16 protein-coding genes are annotated in these 15163 nt (G+C 61.7%); 2 read left to right on the forward strand and 14 right to left on the reverse strand.

Annotated features, from left to right (window positions below; all coding sequences use genetic code 11):
* Window positions 1-15: 15 nt before the first annotated feature.
* From fabD to ABEH28_RS16240, 4 genes are all read right to left on the reverse strand, one after another.
* Entirely contained in the window at window positions 16-954 is a 939-nt protein-coding gene (gene fabD / locus ABEH28_RS16225) for an ACP S-malonyltransferase (RefSeq protein ID WP_346630548.1), read from the reverse strand.
* Between the two features lie 138 nt (window positions 955-1092).
* Window positions 1093-2100 carry a phosphate acyltransferase PlsX gene (plsX, locus tag ABEH28_RS16230; RefSeq protein WP_346630549.1) on the reverse strand — a complete coding sequence of 336 codons (1008 nt, stop codon included), beginning with the start codon at window positions 2098-2100 and terminating at the stop codon, window positions 1093-1095.
* A gap of 4 nt (window positions 2101-2104) precedes the next feature.
* The gene (gene rpmF, locus ABEH28_RS16235) at window positions 2105-2287 is read right to left on the reverse strand and encodes a 50S ribosomal protein L32 (protein ID WP_003179396.1); all 183 of its coding nucleotides are present in this window, start codon (window positions 2285-2287) and stop codon (window positions 2105-2107) included.
* A gap of 13 nt (window positions 2288-2300) precedes the next feature.
* Entirely contained in the window at window positions 2301-2828 is a 528-nt protein-coding gene (locus ABEH28_RS16240) for a YceD family protein (protein WP_192172733.1), read from the reverse strand.
* 106 nt (window positions 2829-2934) lie between these two features.
* Between ABEH28_RS16240 and ABEH28_RS16245 the strand changes: the two genes are divergently transcribed.
* A complete protein-coding gene (locus ABEH28_RS16245; RefSeq protein WP_192172734.1) occupies window positions 2935-3513 on the forward strand; it encodes a nucleoside triphosphate pyrophosphatase in 579 nt (192 codons plus the stop codon).
* A 74-nt stretch (window positions 3514-3587) separates the two neighbouring features.
* Here the strand turns inward: ABEH28_RS16245 and sppA are convergent, their stop codons facing one another.
* Genes sppA through rluC form a run of 3 tightly spaced genes read right to left on the reverse strand, consistent with a single transcriptional unit; the run spans window position 3588 to window position 6217 of the window.
* Complete coding sequence (gene sppA, locus ABEH28_RS16250) at window positions 3588-4580, reverse strand: signal peptide peptidase SppA (RefSeq protein WP_192172735.1); 993 nt, start codon at window positions 4578-4580, stop codon at window positions 3588-3590.
* A 7-nt stretch (window positions 4581-4587) separates the two neighbouring features.
* On the reverse strand, window positions 4588-5268 hold the full coding sequence (locus ABEH28_RS16255) for an HAD-IA family hydrolase (RefSeq protein WP_192172736.1): 681 nt from the start codon (window positions 5266-5268) through the stop codon (window positions 4588-4590).
* Window positions 5258-6217 carry a 23S rRNA pseudouridine(955/2504/2580) synthase RluC gene (gene rluC / locus ABEH28_RS16260; protein ID WP_192172737.1) on the reverse strand — a complete coding sequence of 320 codons (960 nt, stop codon included), beginning with the start codon at window positions 6215-6217 and terminating at the stop codon, window positions 5258-5260. Before rluC ends, ABEH28_RS16255 begins: the two co-directional genes overlap by 11 nt.
* A 722-nt stretch (window positions 6218-6939) precedes the next feature.
* On the opposite strand from rluC, the gene rne reads away from it, so the two are divergent.
* Window positions 6940-10305 (forward strand): ribonuclease E, encoded by a 3366-nt coding sequence (rne, locus tag ABEH28_RS16265; RefSeq protein ID WP_346630550.1) that lies wholly within the window; start codon window positions 6940-6942, stop codon window positions 10303-10305.
* A 67-nt stretch (window positions 10306-10372) separates the two neighbouring features.
* Here rne and ABEH28_RS16270 read toward each other — a convergent pair whose 3' ends face one another.
* The 7 genes from ABEH28_RS16270 to ABEH28_RS16300 form a co-directional block, all read right to left on the reverse strand.
* The gene (locus ABEH28_RS16270) at window positions 10373-10969 is read right to left on the reverse strand and encodes a nucleotidyltransferase family protein (RefSeq protein WP_346630551.1); all 597 of its coding nucleotides are present in this window, start codon (window positions 10967-10969) and stop codon (window positions 10373-10375) included.
* Window positions 10970-11031: 62 nt separating this feature from the next.
* Complete coding sequence (gene murB / locus ABEH28_RS16275) at window positions 11032-12051, reverse strand: UDP-N-acetylmuramate dehydrogenase (protein WP_346630552.1); 1020 nt, start codon at window positions 12049-12051, stop codon at window positions 11032-11034.
* A gap of 46 nt (window positions 12052-12097) precedes the next feature.
* The gene (kdsB, locus tag ABEH28_RS16280; RefSeq protein WP_346630553.1) at window positions 12098-12862 is read right to left on the reverse strand and encodes a 3-deoxy-manno-octulosonate cytidylyltransferase; all 765 of its coding nucleotides are present in this window, start codon (window positions 12860-12862) and stop codon (window positions 12098-12100) included.
* Window positions 12859-13044 (reverse strand): Trm112 family protein, encoded by a 186-nt coding sequence (locus tag ABEH28_RS16285; protein WP_071551147.1) that lies wholly within the window; start codon window positions 13042-13044, stop codon window positions 12859-12861. Before ABEH28_RS16285 ends, kdsB begins: the two co-directional genes overlap by 4 nt.
* Before the next feature lie 17 nt (window positions 13045-13061).
* Entirely contained in the window at window positions 13062-14057 is a 996-nt protein-coding gene (gene lpxK, locus ABEH28_RS16290; RefSeq protein ID WP_192172742.1) for a tetraacyldisaccharide 4'-kinase, read from the reverse strand.
* Complete coding sequence (locus ABEH28_RS16295) at window positions 14057-14488, reverse strand: biopolymer transporter ExbD (RefSeq protein WP_065993112.1); 432 nt, start codon at window positions 14486-14488, stop codon at window positions 14057-14059. The genes lpxK and ABEH28_RS16295 overlap by 1 nt, the downstream gene beginning before the upstream one ends.
* Entirely contained in the window at window positions 14485-15159 is a 675-nt protein-coding gene (locus ABEH28_RS16300; protein WP_192172743.1) for a MotA/TolQ/ExbB proton channel family protein, read from the reverse strand. The genes ABEH28_RS16295 and ABEH28_RS16300 overlap by 4 nt, the downstream gene beginning before the upstream one ends.
* Window positions 15160-15163: the final 4 nt, after the last annotated feature.

The following is a 15163-nucleotide window of genomic DNA, read 5'->3' on the forward strand; positions in this document are numbered from 1 at the left end:
GCAGGCGTCTCCTAATCAGGCCAGCGCCGCGCGAGCGGCGGCGAAGGCGTCTGGGGTATTGAGGTTGTGAGTGGTCACGCCATCAGCGCAGCGCTTGTTCAAGCCGGCGAGCACCTTGCCCGGGCCGCACTCGACCAGTTGCAGGGCGCCCTGAGCCGCCAGGGTCTGAATCGATTCGACCCAGCGCACCGGCTTGTACAGCTGCTGCAGCAAATCGGTTTTCAGCGTTTCGAGATCGGACACGATACTTGCGGTGACGTTCTGAACCAGCGGGATCTGCGGCACCTGCCAGTCGATGGCGGCGATGGACTCGGCGAAGCGTTCGGCTGCCGGACGCATCAGTTCGCAGTGGGAAGGCACACTCACCGGCAACGGCAAGGCGCGCTTGGCGCCTTTGGCCTTGCAGACTTCGATGGCGCGCTCCACAGCGGCCTTGGCACCGGCAATCACAACCTGCCCGGGCGAATTGAAATTCACCGCGCTGACCACGTCGCCCTGAGCCGCTTCGGCACAGGCGGCTATAACCACCGCATCGTCGAGACCCAGAATGGCCGCCATGCCGCCCTGCCCCGCCGGCACAGCTTCCTGCATTAATTGACCGCGACGCTCGACCAGCTTGACCGCGTCCGCAAGGCTCAGGCTGCCGGCCGCGACCAGCGCGCTGTACTCACCCAGACTGTGGCCGGCGACATACGCCGGGCGCACGCCGCCTTCCGCCAGCCACAGGCGCCACAAGGCAATCGATGCAGTGAGGATGGCAGGCTGGGTTTTATCGGTCTGGTTGAGGCTCTCTTCCGGGCCCTGCTGGGTCAGCGCCCAGAGGTCATAGCCCAGCGCAGCGGAAGCTTCTTTGAACGTCTCCAGCACCAGCGGATGCTGCGCGCCCAGCTCGGCCAGCATGCCGAGGGACTGCGAGCCCTGGCCCGGAAAGACAAATGCGACGGAAGCAGACATTAACAAGCCCCTGATTATTCTCGTCAAAATGAGCGTCCGGCGGGCCGAACGCGAGGTAATTCAATGTGTTGCGATGGACAGTTGGATGACCATGCGGTCACAGGCGTCACATTCTAGCCCAAGACTCGCAGCGAAGCCCTAAAGCAGATCCTCAAGACGACCGCGCAAGCGCTGCGGGAGGTTTTCCTGAATCTCGATCAGCGCCCGCTGTATCGCGCTCTGGAAACCCTGAGCATCGGCCGAGCCGTGACTCTTCACCACGATGCCCTGCAGACCGAGAAAGCTGGCACCGTTATGCCGCGCCGGGGCCAGATCGGCCTTGAGCCTGCCGAGCACAGGCCTTGCCATCAAACCCACCAGTCGCGACAACACGTTGCGGCGAAACAACCGCTCGATCCGCTCGCCAATCATCAACGCCAGGCCTTCGCTGGACTTCAGCAGCACGTTGCCGACAAAGCCATCGCAGACCACGACATCCGCCTCACCCCGATACAGGCCATCCCCTTCGACAAAGCCGATGTAATTCAGCCCCGGTGCGGCCTGCAAAAGACTCGCGGCCAACTTGACTTGCTGATTGCCCTTGATGTCTTCGGTGCCGACGTTCAGCAGTGCGACTCTGGGTCGCACCACGCCCAGCGCCTCGGCGGCCACCGAACCCATCACGGCGAACTGATAAAGATGTTCGGCGGTACAATCCACGTTCGCACCCAGATCCAGCAACTGGCAATAACCGCGCTGTGTCGGAATCGCGGCCACCATGGCCGGCCGGTCGATACCGGGCAAGGTTTTCAGCACGAAGCGGGACAGCGCCATCAAGGCACCGGTATTGCCTGCACTGACACAGGCGTGGGCCTTGCCATCGGCGAGAAGCCCCAGCGTAACGCGCATCGACGAATCAGGCTTGCCGCGCAAGGCCTGGGACGGACGCTCATCCATGGTGATGATCTCGCTGGCATGCACAACGTGCAGGCGTGAGCGATCGACACCGGAGTGGCGTGCGATGAGTTCTTCAAGAAGGGGGGATTGACCGACGAGGGTCAGGTGCAACGAGGGTGTGGCAAGCAGGCAGGCAATGCTGGCCTGAACAATGTGGCGGGGACCGAAGTCCCCGCCCATTGCATCGATCGCGATGACCGGAGCAGACAAGAAATTACTCGTCAGCGCCCTTGTCGATCACTTTACGGCCACGGTATACGCCTTCTGGCGATACGTGGTGACGCAGGTGAACTTCACCGGTGGTTTTTTCTACAGACAGAGTGCTAGCCTCGAGAGCGTCGTGGGAACGACGCATGTCACGGGCAGAGCGGGATTTTTTGTTCTGCTGAACAGCCATAATTGATTAACTCCTAAACGTTTGGGTCACGCTTTAACTGCGCCAATACACTGAACGGGTTGGACCGCGTTACCTCGTCCTCGCTCGGTTCGGACTCGTTGAGGTCCGCCGGCGGCTGGCATTCTTTCGGATCATGAGTTGGAACAATGGGCAAGGCGAGCAGAAGCTCATCCTCGATCAAAGCCAGCAGATCCATGGGATCTTCGCCGAGTTCCAGCACGTCATAGCCTTTCGGCATCGACTGGGTGTTTGCACCCTCCTTCACCACGGCATAACTGCATTCGCTGTGGATCGGAAAGGTGACCAGCTCAAGACAACGCTGGCAAACCATTTTGACTTCGACGTCAATTGCACTGTGGATAACCACAGCGCGCTGCTCGTCTCGCTCAAAAACGAATTTCGCCTGCACCGTACCGAGATTGTCAGCAAGCGGGTCGCAGAGTCTCTCCAAATCAGCCAGCAGCATCTCTCCCTGAAGAGTAGTGCCACGATCAGCTAATTTGCGCGGGTCAACGTGAGGTGGAATCGGGTCATTCAACATAGGCGCAGCATTCTAGGGACGACCCTGGCGACTGTCAAAGGAAATTCAGGCCTGTTCGCAACCTGACCTGCTGATTACACTCGACTTTCATGTTTCGGAGCCACCCATGCTGCCTCTACTCCTTGCTTCCAGCTCGCCCTACCGCCGTGAATTGCTCGATCGCCTGCGCTTGCCATTCGTCTGTGCGTCGCCTGACATCGATGAAAGCCGCCGGCCGAACGAGCCTGCCATCGACCTTGTGACCCGCCTGGCGCGTGAGAAAGCCATGGCACTGGCCGAACGATTCCCCGACCACCTGATCATCGGGTCAGACCAGGTCGCCGTGCTTGGCGAACAGATCCTTGGCAAGCCGCACACGTTCGAGCGCGCGCTGGAACAGCTGAAGGAGAGCAGCGGCAACAGCGTCAGCTTCCTCACCGGCCTCGCGCTCTTCAACAGCCGCACGGGTCAGTGCCAAGTCGATTGCGTGCCCTTCACCGTGCACATGCGCCAGCTGGACGAGGCGCGTATCAGCCGCTACCTCCACGCCGAACAACCCTATGACTGCGCCGGCAGCTTCAAGGCCGAAGGACTGGGCGTAAGCCTCTTCCGCAGCACCGAGGGCGCGGATGCGACCAGCCTGATCGGCCTTCCTTTAATACGCCTGGTGGACATGTTGATGAACGAAGGCATCGAGCTGCCCTGATTTCGACAAAATAAACAGATGCGAAAAGCCCGACCAATGGCCGGGCTTTTCTTCACACGCGAAGGCTGAAGCGATCAGCGCAGGGACGGCCCTTTGAAGCCTGCCCACATTGCGATCTGCTCGGCCACGCTGGCGCCCATCTTTTTGGAGAAACGATCGAACGCCGACTCTTGCACCGTGTAATCGACCATCTCTTTCTCGCCGATGATATCCCGCGCCACATAGCTGGCACTGCCAAGCCCATCGACCAGACCCAGGCCCACCGCCTGCTCGCCTGTCCAGACCAGCCCCGAGAACAGTTCCGGATGGTCCTTGTCTTTCAGGCGATCACCGCGACCCGCCTTCACACTGGCGATGAACTGCTTGTGGGTAGTGTCCAGAACGCCCTGCCAGAAGGCAGTCTCGTCAGGCTTTGGCGGCTGGAACGGATCAAGGAACGCCTTGTGCTCGCCCGACGTGTAGGTACGACGGTCAACACCCAGTTTTTCCATCGTGCCGACGAAACCGAAGCCGGCTGCCGTGACACCGATCGAACCCACCAGACTGGCTTTGTCCGCGTAGATCTGGTCGGCGGCGCTGGCGATGTAGTACGCACCGGACGCGCCCAGATCAGTGATCACCGCATACACCTTGATGTTCGGCTTCTGCGCGCGCAGACGACGGATCTCGTCGTAGATATAGCCGGACTGCACCGGACTGCCGCCCGGGCTGTTGATGCGCAGAATCACGCCCTTGGTTTTTTCATCTTCAAACGCTTTCCGCAAACTGCCAACGATGTTGTCGGCGCTGGCCGCCTCGGTATCGGCGATCATGCCCTTCACTTCGATCAGCGCCGTGTGGCTCGTGCTGCGTGAAGCGCCCTTGCCGAAATCCATCAGCGGCGAGAACAGTGCCAGTGCGCCGAACAGATAAAGAAAGGTCAGGGATTTGAAGAAGATTCCCCAGCGCCGCGACCGACGCTGCTCCTGCACGCTGGCGAGCAGGGTCTTTTCCAGCAGTTTCCAGCTTTTTGCATCCCCTGCGTCGTCGCGCTCTGGCGAAGACGGAGATTTCCATTCGTCCGACATAGATCAGTTACCCCAACAACGAAGTTTCAGCAGTCCGCGCACCCAACCAGGTGCGCAATTCGGAAAAGTGCTCGATCGCCAGACGCGGCTGGTATTGAAGCAGGGAGCCAAGCGCTTGCGCGCCGTACCCGACAGCCACCGAATCCATTCCGGCGTTACGCGCCATCAGCAGATCGAACGAAGCGTCGCCAACCATCAGCGCCTTTTCAGGCCTGACGCCGCAATGCTGCAGGATTTCATTGAGCATCAGCGGATCGGGCTTGCTGGCCGTTTCATCCGCCGCGCGGGTGGCGTCGAAGAAGTCGGTCCAGCCGTGCGCCTTCAACACCCGATCCAGACCACGCCGGGCCTTGCCGGTGGCGACCGCCAGACGATAGCCCTCGGCACGAAACGCCTCCAGCGACTCATGCACCCCGTCGAACAGTTTCGAGGGCTCAACGTCCATGGCCATGTAACGGTCGGCGTAGTGCTGCCGGAAATCGATCAGATCATTGGCCGTGATATCCGGGTACAACGTGCGAATAGCTTCCGGCAAACCCAGACCAATGATGCCCTTGATCGCGGCATCGTCGCGCACCGGACGACCGGCAAGCTGTGCGGCGGCTTGCATCGCGTCGACGATACGACCGATGGAATCGGACAGCGTGCCGTCCCAGTCGAAGATCAGCAGTTCGTAATCAGGGCGCAAGCAGCAATCGCTCCACGGTCTTGGCCCACATCTCGTCGACGGGCGCTTCGAGTTTCAACTCGCCACCATCCGGCAGTGGCACGGTCAGGGCATAGGCGTGCAGGAACAGACGCTTGCCGCCGAGATCACGAATTTCGCGGCTGAAATCTTCATCGCCGTACTTGGGGTCACCGGCGATGCAGTGGCCGGCATGTAAGGCGTGGACGCGAATCTGGTGGGTACGGCCGGTAATGGGCCGGGCTTCGACCATGGTGGCGAAGTCGCCGAAGCGGCGCAGGACCTTGAACAGAGTCAGCGCCTCCTTGCCCTCCTCATTGACCTCGACCATGCGCTCGCCGGAGCGAAGATTGCTCTTGAGCAACGGTGCCCGGACCTGCTTCTGCGCGGTCGGCCAGTTTCCGCGGACCAGCGCCATGTAACGCTTGTCCACGCCGTCGCCGCGCAACTGCTCGTGCAGGTGGCGCAACATGCTGCGCTTCTTGGCGATCATCAGCAGCCCGGAGGTGTCGCGGTCCAGACGGTGGACCAGTTCCAGCTCCTTGGCGTCGGGACGCAGCTGACGAAAGGCTTCGATGACGCCAAAGCTCAAGCCGCTGCCACCGTGAACCGCGATGCCTGCGGGCTTGTTGAGGACGATCAGGCCTTTGTCTTCATGGACAATGGCGGCCTCAAGACGCTGCAGCAAACCCTGGGCAACCGGCACAGGTTCGTCGCGCTCAGGCACTCGAACGGGTGGGACGCGCACGACATCGCCCGCCTGAAGCTTGTACTCGGGCTTGATCCGGCCCTTGTTCACACGCACTTCGCCCTTGCGCAAAATGCGGTAAATCAAGGTCTTGGGAACGCCCTTGAGGTACGTGATCAGAAAGTTATCGATGCGCTGACCGGCAAATTCCGGCGCAACCTCTACCAGCCGGACGCCGGGGGTTGGGGGGGTAAGATTTGTCATGGCGCAAATCATAACAATTTTTTATGGATTTGAAGCACTTAATGATTGCTGCTATAGTCGCGAACGCCGCCAAAAGCGGCCTGGACAGCGGACAAACGGTATGACAGCCGGCCCTGCCCAACGCAATTCACGAGGGCGCGAGGCCGTCCTACGGGGCTTTCGGTGACAACGGAAGATATGCAAGCGTAACGAGCGCAGGTGACATGAGGCCTGAAACAAGCCCGATCGCAGAGTGAGTCACTCGCCATCGAGGCCCACGTTCAAGGCCAGTTCACAAAGTGCAGTCGCTGGTAGTCGCTCCGGGCGAATGCTTCGGAAACCATGCCTTATTTGAGCCATGACGCGCGGACTTCCCATGGAAGATCGCGATAAATGCAACCCGCTGCGGATTCAGCGCGCGGCAGCACCCGAATTATCAGGGATACGTGTGGGGTGGAGACGCACAACCGTCGGACTGTGTAGCACAAGGCTTTATTCAAGACGCTTCATATCGTCCGCTACCGATGGTTGATTCCTCCTCCTGACAAAGCTTTTGCTGACAGGGTGTCATTTGTCACCACAGCAAGCAGGAACGTCGTCGCGACTCGGCCCCGCTGGCCGAACCTCGTTAGACACTGGAGTGTTCAAGCACTCCTGACGTGCCCTGACACCGACCGTGAGAAGTCGTGTGTGCCGAACGCCGTTTCCGGCAGCCCGGAAACCGACGGTACTACATGAAAAGAATGCTGATTAACGCAACTCAACCCGAAGAGTTGCGTGTTGCGCTGGTAGACGGCCAGCGCCTCTACGACCTGGACATCGAATCCGGGGCCCGCGAACAGAAGAAGGCCAACATCTACAAAGGCCGGATCACGCGTATCGAACCCAGCCTTGAAGCCGCGTTTGTCGACTTCGGCTCCGAGCGTCACGGCTTTCTGCCGCTGAAAGAAATCTCCCGCGAATACTTCAAGAAGTCGCCCGAAGGCCGCGTCAACATCAAGGACGTCCTGAGCGAAGGCCAGGAAGTCATCGTTCAGGTCGAGAAAGAAGAGCGCGGCAACAAGGGCGCTGCCCTGACCACGTTCATCAGCCTCGCAGGCCGCTATCTGGTCCTGATGCCGAACAACCCGCGTGCCGGCGGCATCTCCCGTCGTATCGAAGGCGAAGAGCGCAACGAACTGCGTGAAGCGCTGAACGGCCTGATCGCCCCTGCCGACATGGGTCTGATCGTTCGCACTGCCGGCCTTGGCCGCAGCAGCGAAGAAATGCAGTGGGACCTCGATTACCTGCTGCAACTGTGGACCGCGATCAAAGAGGCTTCCCTCGACCGCTCCGCACCGTTCCTGATCTATCAGGAAAGCAACGTCATCATCCGCGCCATCCGCGACTATCTGCGCCAGGACATCGGCGAAGTGCTGATCGACAGCGTCGAAGCCCAGGAAGAAGCGCTGACGTTCATCCGTCAGGTGATGCCGCAGTACGCCAGCAAGATCAAGCTCTACGAAGACAGCGTTCCGCTGTTCAACCGTTTCCAGATCGAAAGCCAGATCGAAACCGCCTTCCAGCGCGTCGTCGAACTGCCTTCCGGTGGCTCCATCGTCATCGATCCGACCGAAGCACTGGTATCCATCGACATCAACTCGGCGCGCGCTACCAAAGGCAGCGACATCGAAGAGACCGCCCTGCAGACCAACCTTGAAGCGGCTGAGGAAATCGCCCGTCAACTGCGTCTGCGCGACATCGGCGGCCTGATCGTCATCGACTTCATCGACATGACCCCGGCCAAGAACCAGCGCGCTGTGGAAGAAAAGGTCCGTGAAAGCCTCGAGGCCGACCGTGCCCGCGTTCAGGTGGGTCGCATCTCGCGCTTCGGCCTGCTGGAAATGTCCCGTCAGCGTCTGCGTCCATCCCTGGGTGAGAGCAGCGGCATTGTCTGCCCGCGTTGCAACGGCACCGGCATCATTCGTGACGTTGAATCGCTGTCCCTGGCAATCCTTCGCCTGATTGAAGAAGAAGCGCTGAAAGACCGCACGGCCGAAGTGCGCGCTCAAGTGCCGATCCCGGTCGCTGCGTTCCTGCTCAACGAAAAACGCAACTCGATCACCAAGATCGAACTGCGCACCCGCGCGCGCATCATCATTCTGCCGAACGACCATCTCGAAACCCCGCACTTCGAAGTGCAGCGTCTGCGTGATGACAGTCCGGAAGCCCACAGCCTGCAGACCAGCTATGAAATCGCTGCCGCTGCTGCTGAAGTGGAAGAAGTTGCACCGCCTGCCGCTGCTACCCGCACCCTGGTTCGCCAGGAAGCGGCAGTCAAGACCGCTCCGGCCCGTGCCAACGCACCGGTTCCGGTTGAAGCCGCTGCACCGGTTGCCGCTGCCCCTGCACCGGTTGCCCACGAGCCAAGCTTGTTCAAAGGCTTGGTGAAGTCGCTGGTCAGCCTGTTCGCTTCCAAGGAAGAGCCTGCCGCTGCCGCACCTGCCGCCGTGGTAGAAAAACCGGCTGCCGAGCGTCCTGCGCGCAACGATGAGCGCCGTAATGGCCGTCAGCAGAGCCGCAGCCGTAATGGTCGCCGTGACGAAGAACGCAAGCCGCGTGAAGAACGTGCGCCGCGTGCCGATCGCGAAGAACGCGCACCCCGTGAAGAACGTGCCCCACGTGAGGAACGCGCGCCTCGTGAAGAGCGTGCACCGCGCGAGCCGCGCGAAGCCCGTGAAGAAACTACCGCACCGCGTGAAGAGCGTCAGGCCCGTGCGCCTCGCGAAGAGCGTCAGCCGCGTGCTGGGCGTGAAGACCGCAAGCCGCGTGAAGAGCGTGTGCGTGAACTGCGTGAGCCGATCGACGCCGCACCGGCTGTCAACCTGCCCCGCGAAGAACGCCCTGAGCGCGCCCCGCGTGAAGAGCGTCAGCCGCGTGCGCCGCGTGAAGAGCGTCAACCACGCGCCGAACAGGCTGCAGTGGCTGCTGAAGACGAAACCCTGCTGACCAGCGAAGAGCAGCAGGATGACAACCAGGAGCACGCCGAAGGCGATCGCCCTCGTCGTCGTTCACGTGGTCAGCGTCGTCGCAGCAACCGTCGTGAGCGCCAGCGTGATGCCAATGGCAATGAAATCGAAGGCAGCGAAGGCGTTGAGGGTTCGGAAGGTTCTGAAGCCCACGACGGCGAAAGCACTGAGCACAGTCATGAGTCCCATGACGAAGTGCACGCGAACGCCGACCGTGGCGATGTCGCTGCCGGTGCAAGCGTTGCTGCCGTAGCGGAGCGCGTCATCAGCGCCACCGCCGAAGCCGATGCCCACCGTCAGGCTGAACGTGCGAACACGTCCGTTGAAGCCCGCGCGACTGAAGCAGCACCGGTGGCTCAGGCCTCCGAAGCAGCGCCAGAAGCGCCCGCCGTCGAGTCCCCTGCCCCTGAAGCCAAGCGTTCGGTGATGCCGGAAGTGGAAGTGGCAACATTCGACGCCTCGCTGAGCCCGTTCGAACGCCAGGTGAAAGCCGCCGCCGAAGCCGAATCGACCGACACGCCAGCCAGTGGCGAGACTTCGGTCGCTGTTGAAGCGCCAGCGGTAGTGGAAGCCCCGGCCTTTATGCCGACTCCTGCGCTGGTGCATGAGGCGGTTGAAGTCGCCGTGGCTGAGCCGGTTCACGTTGTTGAGCCTGTTAAAGCCGAGCATGTCCAGGCTGCCGAGCATGTCCAGGCTGCTGAGCCTGTTCAGACGGCCGAGCCTGCCGAAGCGTCTGAGCTCGTTCAGATCTCTGAACCTGCTCAAGCCGCCGAGCCAGTGCACGCCAAGGCCTCGGTAATCGACGCGCCGACCGTGGTTGAACCCGTTGCTCAGCAGCCTGTGGCCGCTGAACCGGTCATCGCGCCAGCCGTAGAAGCGCCAGCTCAGACTGCAGCGCCGGAAATCGTCGCTGCGCCAGTTGCTGTCGAACCTCCTCAAGTGCCGGTTGCAGAACCGGCCAAAGAAGAGACGCCTGCGCTGCCGGCTGCCAGCAATGGCCGTGCACCGAACGATCCCCGTGAAGTGCGCCGCCGTCGTCTGGAAGCCGAGCGTCAGCAGAAAGAGGCCCAAGCCTCGGATGAGCCTAAACCGCTCGTTTAATCGGCGGTAACTAAAAAGCCCCACCTGTGTAAGCAGGTGGGGCTTTTTTATGCCTGGAGGTTTGAAATCAGCCGGGTTGAAAGATCAGCGCAGCAGGCACGTCCACGTCCCACAACACACCTGGATCGTCAACCTCGATCTCCTTGATCCGCGCGCCCTGGAAAAGCCGTTTGGCGCCCTTCTCCCCGGCAAGTGCCATGAGCGCCGGCCCGAACGCACGACCAAAAGCGACGGGGTGCCCATACCGCCCGCCATGGACCGGTACGCTGATGGCGTCGTCCTCCACCGAGCAGGCCACGCGCTCGAGTGTGTCAGCATGAATGAAGGGCATGTCGCCCAACGCAATCAACCAGCCGCGATGAGCAGGCTCGGCCGATACAGCAGCGGCGATGCTGTCGCCCATGCCAGGGGAATCCAGCACCACCACTTCACAGCCGTGACGCAGGCCCAACTCGGCCACGCTGCAGTAATCGGCTTGTGTCAGAAGAACGGTTTTATCGGCGAGGGTTTTTACGTGGGCAAGCACCTGCTCCAGCACCGATCGCTCCATGCCGTCACGCCCGATGCATTGCGCCAGCAGCTTGTTGCGGTGGTCACCGGCAACCGCTCGATAGCGACTGCCGAGGCCCGCCGCCAGCACGACGGCACACAGCGTTTCACTCATGTTCAACCCTCATGGGATACACGCTGACTGAAACTCAAACCGGAAGAGGACGGATCCCACGGTCAATACAGGTTAGGCTCCATCTCAAGCGCAACGCCGAAGCGCTCGAGGATGTCCGCCTGAATCCGCTGCGCGAGACCGAGCAATTGCCCGCCCGATGCCTGGCCGTAATTGACCAGCACCAGCGACTGCAGCGCATGAACGCCGGCGTCACCATCGCGAAAGCCCTTCCAGCCCGCCTGCTCGATCAACCAGCCGGCCGCCAGTTTTACCTGACCATCGGCCTGAGGGTAGCCGACCACGCCAGGGTGCGTGCGTTTGATGACAGCCACACGCTCGGCGGACACCAGCGGGTTCTTGAAGAAGCTCCCCGCATTGCCCAGCGTCGCGGGGTCCGGCAGTTTTTCGCTGCGAATGGCGCAGATCGCCCGGCTCACGTGGATCGGCGAAGGCTCTTTGATGCCCTGCTCTTCCAGCCGCTGACGCACCGGACCGTAATCGAGATGCAGGCTCGCCGAGTAACTGAGCTTGAAGCGAACCCGCAGGATCAGCCAGCGGTTTGGCTGACGCTTGAACAGGCTGTCCCGGTAGCCGAACGCGCAGTCGGCCAGGGTAAATTCGCGCAGCTCGCCGGTTTGTCGATCCATCGCGGTCAGGCTGTGGAAAACATCCTTGAGTTCAACGCCGTAAGCGCCGATGTTTTGCATCGGTGCAGCACCGACAGTGCCGGGGATCAGGCTGAGGTTTTCCAGCCCGGCCAGTCCCTGAGCGAGCGTGTCCTGGACGAAAGGATGCCAGGGCTCCCCTGCCTCCGCTTCAACAATGGCGCCGCCGCAATCCTCGTGGGTGATGCGGATGCCACGGCTGGCCATGCGCAACACGAGGGCATCGACGTCACGGGTCAGCAGCAGGTTGCTGCCGCCGCCGATGACCATCAGCGGCACGTCGTGGCTGGCCGAATACGCGAGGGCCTCGCGCACGTCGTCGTCGCTGCACGCCTCGGCAAAACGCCGGGCATGCACGGCCACGCCGAATGTGTTGTAGGGCTTGAGAGACACGTCGTGCTGCACATTCAGCGTCATGAGTGCATCCGCGAAAACAGTGGAAGAACGACCAGAGCCATGCTCATCAACCCTCCAGCAGACGACGAACGCGTTCCAGGTCTTCAGCGGTGTCGACGCCGGCCGGTGGCGCTTCAAGGGCATCGGCCACGTGAATGCGCACGCCGTGCCAGAGCGCACGCAACTGCTCGAGGTTTTCGGTGTTTTCCAGCCAGCATGGGCCCCAGCTGACGAAGTCGTGGAGGAACCCGGCGCGGTAGGCATAAATGCCGATGTGACGGCGATACGGCACGCCTTCCGGCAGCTCGTCGCGGGTCTTCGCCAGCGCATCGCGAGCCCAGGGCAGCGGCGCGCGGCTGAAGGTCAGCGCCAGACCATTGAGGTCCGAGCAGACCTTGACCACATTGGGATTGAACAGCGATGCCACGTCCTCGATCGGCTCGGCGAGGGTCGACATGCGCGCTTCAGGGTGCGCGGCGAGGTTGTCGGCAACCTGATCGATCACAGCCGGCGGGATCATCGGTTCGTCGCCCTGGACGTTGACCACGATGGCGTCGTCGGCCAGACCCAGCTTGGCGGCGACTTCGGCCAGGCGATCGGTCCCGGAATTGTGATCATCGCGGGTCATCAGCACTTCGGCGCCGAAGGCCTGGCAGGCTTCAACGATGCGCGGATCGTCAGTGGCAACCACCACGCGCTCTGCGCTGCTTTTGCGCGCTTGTTCCCAGACGTGCTGGATCATCGGCTTGCCGGCGATGGTTTTCAGCGGCTTGCCGGGAAAGCGACTGGAGCCGTAGCGCGCCGGAATGACAACGGTGAACGCTGCGGTCATTTGTCCAGACGCTCGTCGGCGGTGAGGGTGCGCGCTTCGCTTTCCAGCATCACCGGGATGCCGTCGCGGATCGGATAGGCAAGGCCGGCGCCTTTGCTGATCAGCTCGGTTTTATCGGCGCTGAGCTTGAGGGGACCCTTGCAGATCGGGCAGGCAAGAATGTCGAGCAATTTGGTGTCCATAAGAGATCCTGAGCGAGTTATGGCAAAAGACGGGTTAACTGCGAATCGAACCAACTGACGAACGCCGGCGAAGGCGCGGCTTCCACGGCCAGATACCACCAGTCCGGCGCGGCGAAGGAGGCGCATTTGACGGCGTCCTTCTCGGTCATGACCACGGGCAATGCCGGAGTGAACGACAGGGATTGGGCACTGAACACGGCGTGGTCGGCGAACGCATGTGGAACAGGCCGCCAGTGTAGTCCTTCGAGGGTGTTGAAGAAACGTTGTGGATTACCGATGCCGGCCACTGCGTGGACCTGCTGACCGGGCAGGAAATGATCGACCGGCCGGCGTTCACCGGTGACCAGGTTGACCAGCGTGGAGGGCTTGAGCTGAAACCCAAAGCCGTCTTCGCGATCAGCGCCCGCGCCGTTGTACAGCAGCGCATCTACGCTTTGCAGCCGCTCGACTGGTTCGCGCAACGGGCCCGCCGGCAGGCAGCGGTGATTGCCAAGCCCGCGAACGGCATCGATCAGCACCAGTTCGAGGTCGCGGTTCAGGCGATAGTGCTGCAGGCCGTCGTCGGAAAGAATGAGGTCGAGGGGCTCTTCAGCCAGCAAGGCGCGCACGGCTTGCGAGCGGTCCGGGTCGATCATCAGTGGCACGCCGGTGCGATTGACGATCAGCAGCGGTTCATCGCCCGCGTGCTCGGCAGTCTGTTGCGGCACTACGCGCCAGGGCAGGCTCGGCGGCTTGGCGCCATAGCCCCGACTGACCACACCGACGCGCAGGCCGCGGGCCCGGCAATGGTCGATCATCCAGAGAATCAGCGGCGTCTTGCCGGTGCCGCCGATGGTGATATTGCCGACGACAACGACCGGAACGGGCGCTTTATAGATGTCGCCCTGCCCTGCGAGGAAACGCGCGCGCTTGCGGTTCACCACGCGCCGGTACAGGCATTCGAGCGGGCGCAATAACACCAGCGCCGGATGGCCGTTGTACCAGGCGTCGAGCAGTCGGTCAGTGAATGCCATCAGTTAGCCGATGCGGCCTCGACGGTGGTCATGCGCAAATGAGCGAAACCGAGTTTGCCGGCAGCATCCATGGCGGTAATCACCGCCTGATGGGGGGTCTTGCCGTCAGCGCTGATCGACAGCGGCAGGCTGGTGTCGCCCTCGGACTCCTTTTGCAAGGCATCAATCAGGGTTTCCAGCTTGCTGTCGCCCAGCAGCGTGTTGTTAACCGAGTAAACACCGTCGGCATTGATGGTGATGTCGAGGTGCTTTTTGTCGACGTCATCGGCCGAAGCACCGGTCACCGCCTGGGGCAGGTCGACGCGCAGCTGGGTTTCCCGGGTGAACGTGGTGGTCACGACAAAGAACAGCAGCAGGATGAACACCACGTCGATCAGCGACACCAGATTGATGTCGATGGTCTCCCTGGGCTTGCGACGGCGGAATTTCACTTCTTCTTGCCCTCGCCACGCGCGGCAGCCTTGATGTCCGGCTTGGCGTCGGTCAGATCGACGTCACGATCGCCCTGCACGACTTCCACCAGCTTGATGGCTTCCTGTTCCATGCCGACGACCAGTTCATCCACGCGGCTTTGCAGGTAGCGGTGAAAGAAGATCGCGGGAATCGCGACGGTCAGGCCAGAGGCGGTGCAGATGAGTGCCTTGCCAATACCGCCGGCGAGCATACCGGCGTTACCGGTCATGCCGCTGCTGGTGAACGAGCTGAAGATGTCGATCATGCCGAGCACGGTGCCCAGCAGACCCAGCAGCGGGGCCATGGCAGCGATGGTGCCGAGTGTTGCCAGATAGCGTTCGAGCTCGTGAATAACCCGGGCTGCGGCCTCCTCGATGCACTCTTTCATGATCTCGCGGCCATGACGGGAATTGGCGAGGCCTGCGGCGAGGATTTCACCCAATGGCGAATCGGCGCGCAGCTCTTTGAGCTTTTCGGCGCTCAGCTGGTTGTCCTGAATCCAGCGCCACACCTGGCCGAGCAAATGCGGCGGCGTGATGCGGCTGGCGCGCAGGGTCCAGAGGCGTTCAATGATGATTCCGACGGCGGCGATGGAACTCAAAATGATCGGTAGCATCATCCAGCCACCTGATTTGACCAGTTCCCACACAGCG

The organism is Pseudomonas sp. Ps21-P2 (genome assembly GCF_039672565.1).
Classification (GTDB): Bacteria; Pseudomonadota; Gammaproteobacteria; order Pseudomonadales; family Pseudomonadaceae; genus Aquipseudomonas.

Bases quoted from the DNA above. Each gene is read 5' to 3' on its own strand.
- fabD (WP_346630548.1), bottom strand. From the start codon at position 954: ATGTCTGCTTCCGTCGCATTTGTCTTTCCGGGCCAGGGCTCGCAGTCC.
- rpmF (WP_003179396.1), bottom strand. From the start codon at position 2,287: ATGGCTGTTCAGCAGAACAAAAAATCCCGCTCTGCCCGTGACATGCGT.
- ABEH28_RS16240 (WP_192172733.1), bottom strand. From the start codon at position 2,828: ATGTTGAATGACCCGATTCCACCTCACGTTGACCCGCGCAAATTAGCT.
- ABEH28_RS16245 (WP_192172734.1), top strand. From the start codon at position 2,935: ATGCTGCCTCTACTCCTTGCTTCCAGCTCGCCCTACCGCCGTGAATTG.
- sppA (WP_192172735.1), bottom strand. From the start codon at position 4,580: ATGTCGGACGAATGGAAATCTCCGTCTTCGCCAGAGCGCGACGACGCA.
- rluC (WP_192172737.1), bottom strand. From the start codon at position 6,217: ATGACAAATCTTACCCCCCCAACCCCCGGCGTCCGGCTGGTAGAGGTT.
- rne (WP_346630550.1), top strand. From the start codon at position 6,940: ATGCTGATTAACGCAACTCAACCCGAAGAGTTGCGTGTTGCGCTGGTA.
- ABEH28_RS16270 (WP_346630551.1), bottom strand. From the start codon at position 10,969: ATGAGTGAAACGCTGTGTGCCGTCGTGCTGGCGGCGGGCCTCGGCAGT.
- murB (WP_346630552.1), bottom strand. From the start codon at position 12,051: ATGACGCTGAATGTGCAGCACGACGTGTCTCTCAAGCCCTACAACACA.
- kdsB (WP_346630553.1), bottom strand. From the start codon at position 12,862: ATGACCGCAGCGTTCACCGTTGTCATTCCGGCGCGCTACGGCTCCAGT.
- ABEH28_RS16285 (WP_071551147.1), bottom strand. From the start codon at position 13,044: ATGGACACCAAATTGCTCGACATTCTTGCCTGCCCGATCTGCAAGGGT.
- lpxK (WP_192172742.1), bottom strand. From the start codon at position 14,057: ATGGCATTCACTGACCGACTGCTCGACGCCTGGTACAACGGCCATCCG.